The organism is Pseudomonas sp. VI4.1 (genome assembly GCF_002029345.1).
GTDB lineage: Bacteria > Pseudomonadota > Gammaproteobacteria > Pseudomonadales > Pseudomonadaceae > Aquipseudomonas.
Map to the genome: position 1 here is coordinate 26304 of NZ_MULM01000128.1, position 14557 is coordinate 40860.

Consider the following 14557-nt stretch of genomic DNA (forward strand, 5'->3'; position numbering starts at 1 on the left):
TGAGCCCATGCGTGTAATGTTGATTTTGTCAGTCCTGGTGCTGAGTGCCTGCCAGCATGTTTCGGCACCGCCCCCGATCGCCGGAGAGATCCGCGACTTGCGCAACGGCCGGAGCCTGACGCCGCAGGAACTGGTTGCGCAATTGGCCAAGCCTTCGCGGCTGATCGTCGGCGAGCAGCATGACAATCGTGATCACCATGCACTGCAGCTGTGGTTGTTGCAGTCCCTGGGTGATCAGCGACCTCAGGGCAGTCTTTTACTGGAGATGTTTACGCCGGATCAGCAGCCACACGTCGATGAAGTTCGCCAGGCTTCGGCACCGCCGGCGGATTTGCCCGCTGCCTTGGCCTGGCAGGAGGGTTGGGATTGGGAATTGTATGGGCCGATCGTGCGTTTCGCCCTGAGCCAACCGTATCCGCTGCTGTCCGCGAACCTGACCACAGCGCAAGTCCGGGCCATCTATGCCAACCCTCCCATCTTGAGCGGCGCGCGCTCCAACGCGTCTTCGGTCAAGGACGAACTGCTGCAGCAAGTCCGCGATTCCCATTGCGGCCTGCTGCCCAAAACACAGATGCCGGCAATGCTTTCGGTTCAGCAGCAGCGTGACCGGCGCATGGCTGAGCGCCTGCTTGTCGCGCCTGAGCCTTCAATGCTGTTCGCTGGCGCGTTCCATGCACGCAAGGACGTTGGGGTGCCAATTCACCTGCTGGATCTGGGAACGCCCGAGGCGCCGACGGTGCTGATGCTGGCGCAACAGGGCCGTGAGATCACGGCGGATATGGCTGATTATGTCTGGTACACGCCGGCTATGCCGACGCCGGATTACTGTGCGCAGATGCGTAAGCAGTTTGGTAAGTAGCCTCAGCTGAACAGCCACAACTCCTGCGCATGGGCCGGGGTAAACCTGCGTAATCGCAGGTGTACCCGGGTCCATGTAGGAGCTGGCTTGCCAGCGAAGGCAGCGTTGAGTCGTGCACCGCCCATGAAGACGCCTTCGCCGGCAAGCCGGCTCCTACAGTCAGGTCGGCCGGACGTACAAATCTTTCGCCCAAAAAAAGACCCGGCAAGAGCCGGGTCAAATAACCGTGATTAGCCTGATGAGGAGATATCTGACAGTCCGAACCAAGGGCTTTTCAAATATCGACCAGTCTCGCGACCAGTTGTGATAATCATAGCGATTCTCATTACCATGTCAACAGCTGATTTTTCATTTACTTGAAATCGGCTATCAGCTCATTGGAAAGCCCCGTAGTCATGGGGCCGGGAGGCTTTCAGTTTTTGTGGCGCGACGAAATGGCTTCCAGCTGTTTGTTCAGGGCTTCCTTGCGCTCGGCGGGAATGTCGTTCCAGTGCACGTCCATCAAGGCGCCTTCGATCGCATACAACAACACCTTGGACGCCCGGAACCCGCGCGTGCGCACGGCCCGGTAAGCGTCCACCGCCCCCAGGCGACGCAAGTCCGAGGCACTGTGGATGCCCACGGCATGCAGCCACTGCGCTGACGTCTTGCCAAGATTCTTCAGGTGCTGCAGTTCATCATTCATCAAGCCTCCTTGCGACGGCCGAACGGTGCGTGGACGAGCCTCTCAGCAGTGTAGCCATCAGCAGGAAAAGCGTGATTGTTTGCTTGGTTTCAATGCAAATGCTTCTAAGAGGGGGGCGTTTGGCGCTGAAGGGATGTCTGTGAATGCAATAGAGGAGGTCGACGCAAGACCCTGTGGGAGCGGGCTTGCCCGCGAAAGCGGTTTAAGATTCAACATGCATGTCGACTGACACGACGTATTCGCGAGCAAGCCCGCTCCCACAGTGGATTGCGTTGTGTCGGGAGGTAATGCGGGCGTTAGCGGGGGCGGTAGCGCAGGCGCGTCCCGAAATTCATCGACATCAGTATTTCATCCGCGCTCAGTTCTGGCGGGAAGTAGGCTCCGGAGATCTGCGCATGGGCCAGGCTTGCGCCTTCCAGGAGCGAGGTGGTGAAGTCGATGCCGCGCAAGTCGGCGGAGCGGAAATAGGCGTTGGTGAAGTCGATGCCGTCGGCATTCAGTTCGCGCAGGTCGAGCCCTCGGAAATCGCCACCGACCATGTCGATGGTTCCTTCCTGGGGACGTTCTTTGTTGAAACCGGCGATGTCGTCTTTGTGCAGCAGGGCATAAAGCGGCGTGTCGAGAAGTTTGGGCTGGCTCATGTCACATCACCTCTTGGTGTTATGACGCCAGTGTAGTGCCACTATTTGACGACCGTGAAGCCGCTGAGGGCTTCACGGTCGAAACGCAATCTTACAATCCGGGCAGGCGTTGGCGGATTTGCGCGACTACGGTGTCGAGGGTTCCGCTTTCGTTGGTCTGCACGCGTTTGCTGCAGAGAATTTCTGCGGGGGTCAACGGTTCGCGATTAGCTTGCTGAGCTTCGATAATGGCCAGGTTGGCGTCGGACGGGTCATTCTTGTCAGCCTGACGCAGCGCCAGCCAACTCTCGATCACCGCTTGCGGTGCATTGCAATCCAGGATCAGGAAGGGCGCACCGGTGCCTTCGGCGATTTTCGCTGCGCTGTCGCGCTGTTCGCGTTTGAGGTAGGTGGCATCGACCACCACCGGGAAGCCGGCATGCAGGATCACCGCGGCAATTTCATGCAGGCGGCGGTAGGTCGCGACGCTGGCGTCGGCACTATAGATGCCGGCCTGCGGGTCATTGACCACGGTTTGTTCGCCGAACAGGCGTTTACGTTCTACGTCCGAGCGCAAGCGGATGGCGCCCAGTGCTTCCACCAGGCGCATGGCCACTCGGCTCTTGCCGACCGCGGACACGCCGTGGGTAATCGCCATGAAGCGTGAAGGAATGGTGCTGTAGCTTTCCGCCAGGTTCGCGTAGTTGCGGTACTGGCGCAGGGTGGTGGCGCGATGCACCGGGTCGGCCTCGGCCGGCATGCTGAACAGGCTGACCTTGGCGCGTACCAGTGCGCGATAGGCTTTATAGAAGTTCAGCAGCTCAAGGCCCTGGTAATCACCGGTCAGCTCCAGGTATTGGCTGATGAAACGACGTGCCAGGCTCTTCAGGCCGCGGTCTTCGAGGTCCATCGCCAGGAAACCGGTGTCGGCATAGACGTCGGTGAAGCGGAACGGTTCGTTGAACTCGATGCAGTCGAAGATCACGACCTTGCCGTCGATTTCCGTGGCGTTGCCCAGGTGGATGTCACCGTGGCATTCGCGGATGAAACCGTCCGCCTTGCGCTGGGCGAACAGCGGCTTTAGGCGTTCGAAGCTGCTTTCGGCCCAGGCCTGCAGGGCATCGAGTTGCAGCAGGTCGGCCTTGTCGCGGAGGAACGGGCGGATCTGTTCGAAGTTCTGGCGCACCGGCGCCATCACGCTGTCCGGGGTACCGGCGTCGTGTTCGGCGGGCACTTTCGGCGCATTGAGGTGGAATTGCGCGATCTGTGCGGCCATCTCGTCGATGTGCGTGGTGGTCAACTCGCCGTTGGCCTGCAGGGTGCTGAGCAAACCGGATTGCGGGAACTGGCGCATTTTCAGCGCATATTCAATGACCGGGCCGTCGCCGCCCAGTTGTGGCGCTTCCGGGCTGCCGGTAATCGGTAACACTTCGAGATACAAATCATGGGTCAGGCGCTGGTTGAGACGCAGCTCCTCGCCGCAGAAATGCTCACGCGCGTCGAGACTGGTGAAGTCGAGGAAGCCGAAGTTCATCGGTTTCTTCACTTTATAAGCAAAGGGGCCTGTGAGAATGACCCAGGAGATATGGGTCTCGATGACCTGGAACCCATCCACGGGATGCGGGTAGAGGGCAGGGTTTTGCAGGGCAGCGATCAAAGACTGGCTCACAGGCATTCCTTCAAAGTCTGGGGAAAATTCACGGCCGCCATTATGGCCGCAAGTCCGCCGGACGCAAACCTCCGAGGGCTTCTGTCGAGTATCGATAAAGTGCGTATAATCCGCCGCCATGACTCGTACTCGATCCCCCCGCACCCCCAAAAAACCACCTTCCAGAGGCTTGAGCCCCTGGCTGGGCTGGGCCCTTAAACTCAGTCTGGTCGGCCTCGTGGTGCTCGCCGGATTCGCGGTTTATCTCGACGCCGTGGTCCAGGAGAAGTTTTCCGGCAAGCGCTGGACCATCCCGGCCAAGGTATACGCGCGCCCGCTCGAGCTGTTCGTCGGACAAAAGCTCAGCAAGGCTGACTTTCTGACCGAACTCGATGCCCTGGGCTATCGTCGCGAAGCCGTGAGCAACGGCCCCGGCGCTGCGGCGGTCAACGGCAACACCGTCGACTTGAATACCCGTGGCTTCCAGTTCTATGAAGGACTGGAGAGCGCCCAGCCCGTGCGTGTGCGATTCTCCGGCGATTATGTGGCTGAACTCTCGGGGGCCAAGGGTTCGAAGGTTTCCGTGGTGCGGCTGGAGCCGCTCCTGATCGGCGGGATTTACCCGAAGAATCTCGAAGACCGTATTCTGATCAAGATCGATCAGGTGCCGCCGTATCTACTGGAAACCCTGGTGGCCGTGGAAGACCGGGATTTTTACAGCCATTGGGGCGTGTCGCCGAAGTCGATTGCCCGGGCCGTCTGGGTCAACACCTCTGGCGGCAAGATGACCCAGGGCGGCAGTACCCTGACGCAACAGCTGGTCAAGAATTTCTACCTGACCAGCGAACGCAGCCTGTCGCGCAAACTCACCGAAGCCATGATGGCGCTGTTGCTTGAGCTGCATTACGACAAACGGGAGATTCTTGAGGCTTACCTCAATGAGGTGTTCGTCGGTCAGGATGGCCAGCGCGCGGTGCACGGTTTCGGTCTGGCCAGCCAGTTCTTCTTCGGGCAGCCGTTGTCCGAACTGAAACTGCATCAAGTCGCCATGCTGGTGGCCATGGTCAAGGGGCCGTCCTATTACAACCCGCGCCGTAACCCGGAGCGGGCGCTCGAGCGCCGCAATCTGGTGCTCGATGTCCTTGAACAACAGGGTGTCGCCACCGCCGAGCAAGTCGCGGCCGCGAAGAAAATGCCACTGGGCGTGACGACTCGCGGCAAGTTGGCCGACAGTTCGTTCCCAGGTTTCCTCGACCTGGTCAAACGTCAGCTGCGCCAAGACTATCGCGACGAAGACTTGACCGAAGAAGGCCTGCGGATTTTCACCAGCTTCGATCCGATCCTGCAGATGAAAGCCGAGGCCTCGGTCAATGACACCTTCAAGCGCCTGTCCGGGCGCAAGGGCTCGGATGAAGTCGAAGCGGCCATGGTCGTGACCAACCCGGAAACCGGCGAAGTCCAGGCCATGATCGGCAGTCGTCAGGCGGGTTTTGCCGGTTTCAACCGGGCGCTGGATGCGGTGCGACCGATCGGTTCGTTGATCAAGCCGGCGGTTTATCTGACGGCCCTCGAGAAACCCAGCCAGTACACTTTGACCAGTTGGTTGTCGGATGATTCGTTCTCGGTCAAAGGTGCCGATGGTCAGGTCTGGAAACCGCAGAACTATGATCGCCGTTCCCATGGCACGGTGTTCCTTTATCAAGGCCTGGCGCATTCCTACAACCTGTCGACCGCACGTCTGGGTTTGGCGGTGGGCGTACCCAATGTTCTCAAGACGCTGGCGCGCCTGGGTGTGAGTCGCGAGTTCCCGGCCTTCCCGTCGATGTTGCTGGGCGCTGGAGGCCTGACGCCAATCGAAGTGGCGACCATGTACCAGACCTTGGCCAACGGCGGCTTCAATACGCCAATGCGCGGGATTCGCAGCGTGCTGACGGCCGAAGGCGAGCCGCTCAAGCGTTATCCGTTCCAGATCCAGCAGAGCTTCGATCCGGCATCCATTTACCTGGTCCAGAACGCAATGCAGCGGGTCATGCGTGAAGGCACCGGCAGCTCGGTCTATAACGTGTTGCCCAAGACCCTGACGCTGGCCGGCAAGACCGGTACCAGTAACGATTCGCGAGACAGCTGGTTCGCCGGTTTCAGCCAGGACTTGCTGGCCGTGGTCTGGCTGGGGCGTGATGACAACGGCAAGACGCCCTTCACCGGTGCCACCGGTGCGTTGCAGGTCTGGACCAGTTTCATGCGCAAGGCCGATCCGCTGCCGCTGGACATGCCGCAGCCGGACAACATCGTTCAGGCCTGGGTCGATTCGCGCACAGGACAAGGTTCTGATGCGAACTGCCCAGGTGCGGTGCAGATGCCGTATATTCGCGGCAGTGAGCCGCCTCCCGGTCCCGCCTGCGGTGGCGACAGCCCTGTATCCGGCGAAACGGTGATGGATTGGGTCAAGGGCTGGATGAATTAAGCAAAGAGGGTTTCAAGTGAACAAGTGGTTGATTCCAGCGGTTACCGCCGTGGCTTTGCTCAGCGGTTGCTCCACCGTACAGCGCGGGTCGATTCCGGTGGTGGATTCCGGCAGCGCCGTGTCCAATAGCGAACGGATTCAGGCGAATGGCGGTTACCGTCAAACGACGGTCAAGCGGCCCGCACAAAACCAGACCCAGGCGATTCCGCAGGGCGACACCGGTGTGGTCGTGATGGTGCCGGGTGGCGGTGCAGTGGCATCGGCACCGATCAGCACGACGCCGATCACTCCGGGGCCGATCACGCCCGGCCCGGCTTACTCGGCACCGGTCCAGGCCGCGCCGGTCAATCAGGGCAGCTACAGCATGCCGTCGACGCCAAGCGGGATCCCGTCGACAAGCTCGGGTGGCCTGTCCGCCGACGAGCAGCTGGACGGTCCGGTATTGGCGCTGCTGACCACAGCCCAACAGCAACAGGCGGGCGGTGACCTCAACGGTGCCTCTTCCAGCCTCGAGCGGGCCCAGCGTGTCGCACCGCGTGAGCCGCAGGTGCTTTATCGCCTGGCTCAGGTGCGCATGGCCCAGGGCGATGCATCGCAAGCCGAGCAATTCGCGCGTCGCGGCCTGACCTTTGCCAATGGTCGCCCGGCACTTCAGGCCAGCTTGTGGGAGTTGATCGCCCAGGCGCGGGAGAAGCAGGGCGATTCCGCCGGTGCGGCATTGGCCCGTCAAAAGGCCAAGGTATCGTCGTGATGGATGCACGCTTTCCGAAGATTGCCGAACAGTTGCTGCTGATCGAGCGTGAACTGCGGGTTCAGGGGTGGTGGGACGATGTCCCGCCCTCCATTGAAGCGCTGTCCAGTGTCGAGCCGTTCTCGGTCGATACGCTGGATTTCGAGCAGTGGCTGCAATGGATCTTCCTCCCGCGAATGAAGACCATCCTCGAACAGGATCTGCCATTGCCCAATGCATCGGGGATTCAGGAGATGGCCGAAATGGTCTTCGCCGCCCGCAATGTCCAGGGCAGGGATCGGCAATTGCAGGTCTTGCTCAAAGAGTTCGACCTGCTGATCACCGCCTCCCGCTAACGCCGAGCCCCTTGTAGGAGCTGGCTTGCCAGCGAAGGCGGCGTAACAGTCAACATAGATGTTGAATGTGATGGCCTCTTCGCTGGCAAGCCAGCTCCTACAGGGGGGCAGGTGATTATTGGCAGTTCTGCTCAATCTGTTTCTGTGCCTCGGTAATGCGCTCCTGACGTGTCTCATCGGTCAGGCGGCGCATCTCGCCGTCGATCTCTTCCCGTAGTCGTGGATTGTTCTGCAGTTGAGCGAGGTTGGTCCGCGCCTGCTCGCAGAATGCCTTGAGCTGGGCCTGCTGCTCGGCTACCTGCTTTTTCACTGTCTTGTCGATGGCCTGCTGATCGCCGATCGTATCGCTGCGCGGCAGTGTGGACGGCTTGCCGGCAGGTACGCCGGGGGTGACCACGCTGGTGGCTTCCTGGCCCTGGGGTGGTTGCGCACCGAAATGGGTAACACCCTGGGCGTCGACCCACTTGTAGATCTGTCCGGCCATGCACAAAGGGCTCACGCCGAGCAGCAGGCCGACGGCCAGGAAAAACGTTCGCATGCCATTTCCTTGTCTTGGGTTGCGCAATTGAAGCTAACACAGTGGCTGTTTAGCGGTTTTTTCTTGCTTTCTCATGTACTTGGTTCAATAAAGCACATAGACGACTTGACTTGCAGAGGACGAAACAGAAGAATCCAAAGTCCGCTGTAGAGGGACTGCCAGAAGCAGACCCACTCGGCAGATCATGAGGCGCACATCCGCGCCGACCTGTTACACCCGCAACGCGTTACCTCGCGCTGGGTGGGAAAGCCCCGCAACACTTGGGACGATCCCAATACTTGCTCAGTCAGTGCTGACGTAGTCGGCGACCACCGTCGCTCATGCTCTGCCGAGAAGTAAACCTATTAAGACCCGTCCTCTTGTGAGTGGACGGTATTCTGGCGTTTTAGAGGTGAACAACGTGGAGCTTTTATCTGGCGGTGAGATGCTCGTCCGCTTTTTGCGTGACGAAGGCGTCAAGTACATCTACGGGTACCCGGGTGGTGCTCTTCTTCATGTCTACGATGCCCTGTTCAAAGAACCGGAAGTGACCCACATCCTGGTTCGTCACGAGCAGGCTGCGACCCATATGGCTGACGGCTATGCCCGTGCCACCGGCAAAGCCGGCGTGGTACTGGTGACCTCGGGTCCGGGCGCCACCAACGCCATCACCGGTATTGCCACGGCCTATATGGACTCCATTCCGATGGTGATCATTTCCGGCCAGGTGCCTAGCACCATGGTAGGCACCGATGCGTTCCAGGAAACCGACATGATCGGTATCTCCCGGCCGATCGTGAAGCACAGCTTCATGATCAAGCACGCTTCGGAAATCCCGGAGGTCATGAAGAAAGCGTTCTACCTGGCGCAATCCGGTCGTCCTGGGCCGGTCGTTGTCGATATTCCGAAAGACATGACCAACCCGGCCGAGAAGTTCGAATACATCTTCCCGAAAAAAGCCAAGCTGCGTTCCTACAGCCCGGCCGTTCGCGGTCACTCGGGGCAAATCCGCAAGGCAGCCGAAATGCTCCTGGCGGCCAAGCGTCCTGTGATGTACGCAGGCGGCGGCGTGATCCTCGGTGGTGGCTCTGCGCCGCTGACCGAATTGGCGAAGATGCTCAACCTGCCAGTGACCAATACCCTGATGGGCCTGGGTGCCTACCCTGGCACCGACCGTCAGTTCATCGGCATGCTCGGCATGCACGGCAGCTACACCGCCAACCTGGCGATGCACCATGCGGACGTGATCCTCGCCGTCGGTGCGCGTTTCGATGACCGCGTGATCAACGGCCCGGCGAAGTTCTGCCCGAACGCCAAGATCATTCACATCGACATCGACCCGGCTTCGATTTCCAAGACCATCAAGGCCGACGTGCCAATCGTTGGTCCGGTGGAAAGTGTCCTGACCGAAATGGTTGCGATCCTCAAGGAAATCGGCGAGACCCCGAACAAGGAGTCCGTGGCCAGTTGGTGGAAGCAGGTGGATGAGTGGCGCGGTGATCGCGGCCTGTTCCCTTACGACAAGGGCGACGGCAGCGTCATCAAGCCGCAGACTGTGGTCGAAACCCTGTGCGAAGTGACCAAGGGCGATGCCTATGTCGCATCGGACGTGGGCCAGCACCAGATGTTCGCCGCGCAGTACTACAGGTTCAACAAGCCCAACCGCTGGATCAACTCCGGTGGCCTGGGCACCATGGGCTTCGGTTTCCCGGCGGCCATGGGCATCAAGTTGAGCTTCCCGGATGCCGACGTCGTCTGCGTGACGGGCGAGGGCAGCATCCAGATGAACATCCAGGAACTGTCCACCTGTCTGCAATATGGCTTGCCGGTCAAGATCGTTATCCTGAACAACGGTGTTCTGGGTATGGTTCGCCAGTGGCAAGACATGAGCTACGGCAGCCGTCACTCGCATTCCTATATGGAATCGCTGCCTGATTTCGTCAAGTTGGCGGAGGCCTATGGTCACGTCGGCGTGCGCATCACCGAATCGAAAGATTTGAAGACGAAGATGGAAGAAGCGTTCGCCATGAAGGACCGTCTGGTGATCATCGATGTTTCGGTCGACACCAGCGAGCACGTCTACCCGATGCAGATCAAAGACGGCTCCATGCGCGATATGTGGCTGAGCAAGACGGAGCGTACTTAATCATGCGGCATATTATTTCCTTGCTTCTGGAAAACGAACCGGGCGCTCTGTCTCGTGTAGTCGGCCTGTTCTCGCAGCGCAACTACAACATCGAAAGCCTGACCGTGGCACCGACCGAAGACCCGACCCTGTCGCGTCTGACGTTGACCACGGTTGGTCATGACGAAGTGATTGAGCAGATCACCAAGAACCTGAACAAGCTGATCGAAGTGGTCAAATTGGTCGACCTGTCGGAAAGTGCTCACATCGAGCGCGAACTGATGCTGGTCAAGGTCAAGGCTACCGGCGCCCAGCGCGCCGAGATCAAGCGCACCACCGATATTTATCGTGGACAGATCGTCGATGTCAGTGCCAGCGTGTATACCGTTCAACTGACCGGTACCAGCGACAAGCTCGACAGCTTCATTCAGTCCATCGGCACCGCCTCGATCCTGGAAACCGTCCGCAGCGGCGTAACCGGTATTGCTCGCGGCGACAAAGTACTCAGCATCTAAACCAAATTAGCGAATGGCCTGAACGGCCTGGATATATAGGGGAATTTCATGAAAGTTTATTACGAAAAAGACTGCGACCTGTCGATCATCCAGGGCAAGAAAGTTGCCATCATCGGTTACGGCTCCCAGGGCCACGCTCAAGCGTGCAACCTGAAAGACTCCGGCGTTGACGTTACCGTTGGTCTGCGTAAAGGTTCGGCCACCGTGGCCAAAGCCGAAGCTCACGGCCTGAAAGTGACTGACGTTGCTTCCGCCGTAGCCGCTGCCGACCTGGTCATGATCCTGACCCCGGACGAGTTCCAGTCCGCGCTGTACAAGAACGAAATCGAGCCGAACATCAAGCAAGGCGCTACCCTGGCCTTCTCCCACGGCTTCGCGATCCACTACAACCAGGTTGTTCCGCGCGCCGACCTCGACGTGATCATGATCGCGCCGAAAGCACCGGGCCACACCGTGCGTTCCGAGTTCGTCAAAGGCGGCGGTATCCCTGACCTGATCGCTATCTACCAGGATGCTTCGGGCAACGCCAAGAACGTTGCACTGTCATACGCCGCCGGCGTTGGTGGCGGTCGTACCGGCATCATCGAAACCACCTTCAAGGACGAGACCGAAACCGACCTGTTCGGCGAGCAAGCCGTTCTGTGCGGCGGTACCGTTGAACTGGTAAAAGCCGGTTTCGAAACCCTGGTTGAAGCTGGCTACGCGCCGGAAATGGCCTACTTCGAATGCCTGCACGAACTGAAGCTGATCGTTGACCTCATGTACGAAGGCGGTATCGCCAACATGAACTACTCGATCTCCAACAACGCCGAGTACGGCGAGTACGTGACCGGTCCGGAAGTGATCAACGCCGAATCCCGTCAGGCCATGCGCAACGCCCTGAAACGTATTCAGGACGGCGAATACGCCAAGATGTTCATCAGCGAAGGCGCGACCGGCTATCCTTCGATGACCGCCAAGCGTCGTAACAACGCCGCTCACGGTATCGAAATCATCGGCGAGCAACTGCGCTCCATGATGCCGTGGATCGGTGCCAACAAGATCGTCGACAAAGCCAAAAACTAAGTCGCGCACTTGTACGGAAAACGCGGCCTAGGCCGCGTTTTTTCGTTTGGGCGGCCGGTTCTGGTATAAAGCTGCATCGTTTGCGGCCGAACCCTCGTCCCAGACGCCTGTCGAAACTTTCCACCCTGTTGCAAGGTAATGTCCATGAGCGAACGTCCCGAAGAGCCAAACCAGGCTTCTGACGCCGAAAGCCTGCTGCCCATCGATGAACACATCGAGGAAGGGCATGACGCTGAAGGCCGTAAAGTCCGGCATCGTGGTATCTATCTTCTGCCGAATCTGTTCACCACTGCGAACCTGTTCGCAGGGTTTTATTCCATCATCAACTCGATGAGCGCCCAGAGTGCCTTGAGTGCCGGTGACACCCTCGGCGCGAGCAAGTATTTTGGCTTTGCCGCGATCGCGATTTTCGTCGCCATGGTGCTCGACGGTCTCGACGGTCGCGTTGCCCGAATGACCAATACCCAGAGCGCTTTCGGTGCCGAGTACGATTCGCTGTCGGACATGGTTGCCTTTGGTGTCGCGCCGGCGTTGCTGGCATTCGGCTGGGCCTTGGGCGATATGGGCAAAGTCGGCTGGATGGTTGCGTTCATCTATGTCGCAGGCGCAGCCTTGCGCCTGGCGCGTTTCAACACCCAGGTCGGCACCGCGGACAAACGCTACTTCATCGGCCTGGCCAGTCCAGCTGCCGCGGGTGTGGTCGCGGGTATCGTCTGGGCGTTCAGCGACTACGGCATCCAGGGTTCCAAGATGTCCTTCCTGGTGGCGTTGATGGTTGCGGCCGCGGGCATGCTGATGGTCAGCAACATCAAGTACAACAGCTTCAAGGAGCTGGACTTGAAGGGGCGTGTGCCGTTCGTGGCGATTCTCGCCGTGGTCCTGGTGTTTGCCGTCGTGTTCAGTGATCCGCCGCGCATTCTGCTGCTGGTGTTCCTCGCCTATGCAGCCTCGGGTCCGGTGCAATATCTGTTACGACTTCGTCGGCACAAGAACCAGTAATTTCCCCCATACTCCGCAGTCTATTGGTGCATAGGTTCTCCAATGCTGCGGAGTTGTCATGCTGATCAAAGTCCCCAAGGCGTCTGACTGTCATGAGTCGGACGTCACGCCCGAACCCTTCTATCTCTCTCGACGCAATGTGCTGAGTGCTGCCGTCGCCGGTCTGGCTGTGAGCAGCCTGCCACGGTGGGCCAGCGCCGCCGATGCTGCGCGTTATCCAGGCGTAGAGCCTGGCAAGGCGCCATCCTGGTTTGCCGAAAAGCTTCCCGCTACCCAGTGGGGGGCGGTAAACGTCAAGGATGAGGCCGTCACGCCGTTCAAGGATGCCACCCACTACAATAATTTCTACGAGTTCGGCACCGATAAAGGTGATCCGGCGGCGAACGCCGGTGCATTGAAGACCGAACCCTGGAGTGTGGTGGTGGACGGCGAGGTGGGTAAGCCGGGACGGTATGCGCTGGAGGACTTCATGAAGCCCTATCAGTTGGAAGAGCGCATTTACCGTCTTCGCTGCGTGGAAGCCTGGTCGATGGTCATCCCGTGGATCGGTTTTCCCATCTCGGCGTTGCTCAAGGAAGTCGAACCGACCTCCAGCGCCAGGTTCATTCGTTTCGAAACCCTGCAGGACCCCAAGGTCATGCCGGGGCAGCGCTCTGGTTTTGCCTTGATCGATTGGCCTTATGTAGAAGGGTTGCGACTGGATGAGGCAATGAATCCTTTGGCCATTCTTGCAGTGGGCATGTATGGGCGTGAATTGCCTAACCAGAACGGCGCGCCTCTGCGTCTGGTAGTGCCGTGGAAGTACGGCTTCAAGAGCATCAAATCCATCGTGCGGATCAGTCTGGTCAGCGAGCAGCCCAAAACCACCTGGCAGAGCATTGCCTCCGATGAATATGGCTTCTATGCGAACGTGAACCCCACGGTCGATCACCCGCGCTGGACCCAGGCCCGTGAAAGGCGGTTGCCCAGTGGTCTGTTCAAGCCGAATGTGCGTGACACGCAGATGTTCAACGGCTACTCGGATGAAGTCGCTTCTTTATACACAGGGCTCGATCTACGGAAAAATTACTGATGCGATATCCGTTCTGGCGAATCGGGGTCTTCATCGCCACTGCGGTGTGGCCACTGCTTTGGTTGTATCAGGCTTGGGAGGATGTGCTGGGGCCTGATCCAGGCAAGGTGCTGGTTGACCGGCTTGGTTTGGGGACGCTGGTGTTGCTGCTGATAACCTTGAGCATGACGCCCCTGCAGAAACTCACGGGTTGGGCGGGGTGGATTGCTGTTCGGCGACAGCTGGGGTTGTGGTGTTTTGCCTATGTAGTGCTGCATCTGAGTGGTTATACGGCGTTCATCCTCGGCTTCGATTGGTCGCAGCTGGGTGTCGAGTTGCGCAAGCGGCCGTATATTATCGTCGGGGCGCTGGGCTTTTTCTGTTTGCTGGCGTTGGCGGTGACCTCCAATCGTTACAGCCAAAGACGCTTGGGCGCGCGCTGGAAGAAGCTGCATCGGCTGGTCTATGTGATTCTCGGGCTTGGTGTGTTGCATATGTTATGGATTGTGCGCGCCGACCTGAAGGAGTGGGCGATCTATGCCTCTATAGGTTTACTGCTATTAGTGCTGCGGTTACCGCCCGTAGCCCGCCGAATCCCGCGATTAATCGCTAAAAAGACACCTTCTGCGCGAAAGGCGTAATTAAGGCTTGACGGCAGATTCTGGAAGTCTATAATTCGCCCCACTTCCGGCGCAGTCGAAACGGAAAACTCCTTGGTAAACAAAGAGTTACGCAGTTTTCGGCAGCGGTTACGCTTCAGTTCATCGAAGCCCAGAAGGAGTTGGTCAGGCAGTGCGTTGTCGCCTTATCAACGGTTCGATCTTCTCGGTCGAAAGCGGAGTAAAAGAGGTGTTGACAGCAGCGAGTAACGCTGTAGAATTCGCCTCCCGCTGACGAGAGATCGGAAGCGCCAAGTGGTTGAA

At 59.1% G+C, this 14557-nt stretch carries 14 protein-coding genes; 10 read left to right on the forward strand and 4 right to left on the reverse strand.

Features of this window, described 5'->3' with window-relative positions:
* Positions 1 to 7 precede the first annotated feature (7 nt).
* Positions 8 to 859: a ChaN family lipoprotein gene (locus tag BZ163_RS09335; RefSeq protein WP_128870664.1), complete on the forward strand. Its 852-nt coding sequence runs from the start codon at positions 8 to 10 to the stop codon at positions 857 to 859.
* 412 nt (positions 860 to 1271) lie between these two features.
* On the opposite strand, the gene BZ163_RS09345 is transcribed toward BZ163_RS09335, so the two are convergent.
* From BZ163_RS09345 to BZ163_RS09355, 3 genes are all read right to left on the reverse strand, one after another.
* Entirely contained in the window at positions 1272 to 1544 is a 273-nt protein-coding gene (locus BZ163_RS09345) for a TfoX/Sxy family protein (protein ID WP_007971093.1), read from the reverse strand.
* 296 nt (positions 1545 to 1840) lie between these two features.
* A complete protein-coding gene (locus BZ163_RS09350) occupies positions 1841 to 2185 on the reverse strand; it encodes a pentapeptide repeat-containing protein (protein WP_128870665.1) in 345 nt (114 codons plus the stop codon).
* 91 nt (positions 2186 to 2276) lie between these two features.
* Positions 2277 to 3833: a bifunctional aminoglycoside phosphotransferase/ATP-binding protein gene (locus BZ163_RS09355; RefSeq protein WP_128870666.1), complete on the reverse strand. Its 1557-nt coding sequence runs from the start codon at positions 3831 to 3833 to the stop codon at positions 2277 to 2279.
* Between the two features lie 118 nt (positions 3834 to 3951).
* On the opposite strand from BZ163_RS09355, the gene mrcB reads away from it, so the two are divergent.
* From mrcB to BZ163_RS09370, 3 genes are read left to right on the forward strand one after another with little or no spacing between them, the layout of a single operon-like run.
* Positions 3952 to 6276: a penicillin-binding protein 1B gene (gene mrcB / locus BZ163_RS09360; RefSeq protein WP_128870667.1), complete on the forward strand. Its 2325-nt coding sequence runs from the start codon at positions 3952 to 3954 to the stop codon at positions 6274 to 6276.
* Positions 6277 to 6292: 16 nt separating this feature from the next.
* Entirely contained in the window at positions 6293 to 7027 is a 735-nt protein-coding gene (locus BZ163_RS09365; RefSeq protein ID WP_128870668.1) for a M48 family metallopeptidase, read from the forward strand.
* Complete coding sequence (locus BZ163_RS09370) at positions 7027 to 7362, forward strand: YqcC family protein (protein WP_128870669.1); 336 nt, start codon at positions 7027 to 7029, stop codon at positions 7360 to 7362. The genes BZ163_RS09365 and BZ163_RS09370 overlap by 1 nt, the downstream gene beginning before the upstream one ends.
* A gap of 115 nt (positions 7363 to 7477) precedes the next feature.
* Here the strand turns inward: BZ163_RS09370 and BZ163_RS09375 are convergent, their stop codons facing one another.
* Entirely contained in the window at positions 7478 to 7900 is a 423-nt protein-coding gene (locus BZ163_RS09375; RefSeq protein ID WP_128870670.1) for a DUF4124 domain-containing protein, read from the reverse strand.
* Positions 7901 to 8300: 400 nt separating this feature from the next.
* Here BZ163_RS09375 and BZ163_RS09380 point away from each other — a divergent pair, with 400 nt between their 5' ends.
* From BZ163_RS09380 to msrQ, 6 genes are all read left to right on the forward strand, one after another.
* Complete coding sequence (locus BZ163_RS09380; RefSeq protein WP_128870671.1) at positions 8301 to 10025, forward strand: acetolactate synthase 3 large subunit; 1725 nt, start codon at positions 8301 to 8303, stop codon at positions 10023 to 10025.
* A 2-nt stretch (positions 10026 to 10027) separates the two neighbouring features.
* Positions 10028 to 10519 (forward strand): acetolactate synthase small subunit, encoded by a 492-nt coding sequence (gene ilvN / locus BZ163_RS09385; protein WP_003176102.1) that lies wholly within the window; start codon positions 10028 to 10030, stop codon positions 10517 to 10519.
* A gap of 48 nt (positions 10520 to 10567) precedes the next feature.
* Positions 10568 to 11584 carry a ketol-acid reductoisomerase gene (gene ilvC, locus BZ163_RS09390; protein ID WP_122540428.1) on the forward strand — a complete coding sequence of 339 codons (1017 nt, stop codon included), beginning with the start codon at positions 10568 to 10570 and terminating at the stop codon, positions 11582 to 11584.
* A gap of 144 nt (positions 11585 to 11728) precedes the next feature.
* Entirely contained in the window at positions 11729 to 12583 is an 855-nt protein-coding gene (gene pssA / locus BZ163_RS09395; protein ID WP_128870672.1) for a CDP-diacylglycerol--serine O-phosphatidyltransferase, read from the forward strand.
* A 58-nt stretch (positions 12584 to 12641) separates the two neighbouring features.
* Positions 12642 to 13655, forward strand: a complete 1014-nt coding sequence (gene msrP, locus BZ163_RS09400) for a protein-methionine-sulfoxide reductase catalytic subunit MsrP (protein WP_128870673.1) — start codon at positions 12642 to 12644, stop codon at positions 13653 to 13655.
* On the forward strand, positions 13655 to 14275 hold the full coding sequence (msrQ, locus tag BZ163_RS09405; protein WP_128870674.1) for a protein-methionine-sulfoxide reductase heme-binding subunit MsrQ: 621 nt from the start codon (positions 13655 to 13657) through the stop codon (positions 14273 to 14275). Before msrP ends, msrQ begins: the two co-directional genes overlap by 1 nt.
* Positions 14276 to 14557: the final 282 nt, after the last annotated feature.

Excerpts from the sequence above, each read along its gene's own strand:
- ilvC (WP_122540428.1), top strand. The coding sequence starts at position 10,568 with ATGAAAGTTTATTACGAAAAAGACTGCGACCTGTCGATCATCCAGGGC.
- mrcB (WP_128870667.1), top strand. The coding sequence starts at position 3,952 with ATGACTCGTACTCGATCCCCCCGCACCCCCAAAAAACCACCTTCCAGA.
- BZ163_RS09375 (WP_128870670.1), bottom strand. The coding sequence starts at position 7,900 with ATGCGAACGTTTTTCCTGGCCGTCGGCCTGCTGCTCGGCGTGAGCCCT.
- BZ163_RS09370 (WP_128870669.1), top strand. The coding sequence starts at position 7,027 with ATGGATGCACGCTTTCCGAAGATTGCCGAACAGTTGCTGCTGATCGAG.
- msrP (WP_128870673.1), top strand. The coding sequence starts at position 12,642 with ATGCTGATCAAAGTCCCCAAGGCGTCTGACTGTCATGAGTCGGACGTC.
- pssA (WP_128870672.1), top strand. The coding sequence starts at position 11,729 with ATGAGCGAACGTCCCGAAGAGCCAAACCAGGCTTCTGACGCCGAAAGC.
- BZ163_RS09345 (WP_007971093.1), bottom strand. The coding sequence starts at position 1,544 with ATGAATGATGAACTGCAGCACCTGAAGAATCTTGGCAAGACGTCAGCG.
- msrQ (WP_128870674.1), top strand. The coding sequence starts at position 13,655 with ATGCGATATCCGTTCTGGCGAATCGGGGTCTTCATCGCCACTGCGGTG.
- BZ163_RS09350 (WP_128870665.1), bottom strand. The coding sequence starts at position 2,185 with ATGAGCCAGCCCAAACTTCTCGACACGCCGCTTTATGCCCTGCTGCAC.
- ilvN (WP_003176102.1), top strand. The coding sequence starts at position 10,028 with ATGCGGCATATTATTTCCTTGCTTCTGGAAAACGAACCGGGCGCTCTG.
- BZ163_RS09335 (WP_128870664.1), top strand. The coding sequence starts at position 8 with ATGCGTGTAATGTTGATTTTGTCAGTCCTGGTGCTGAGTGCCTGCCAG.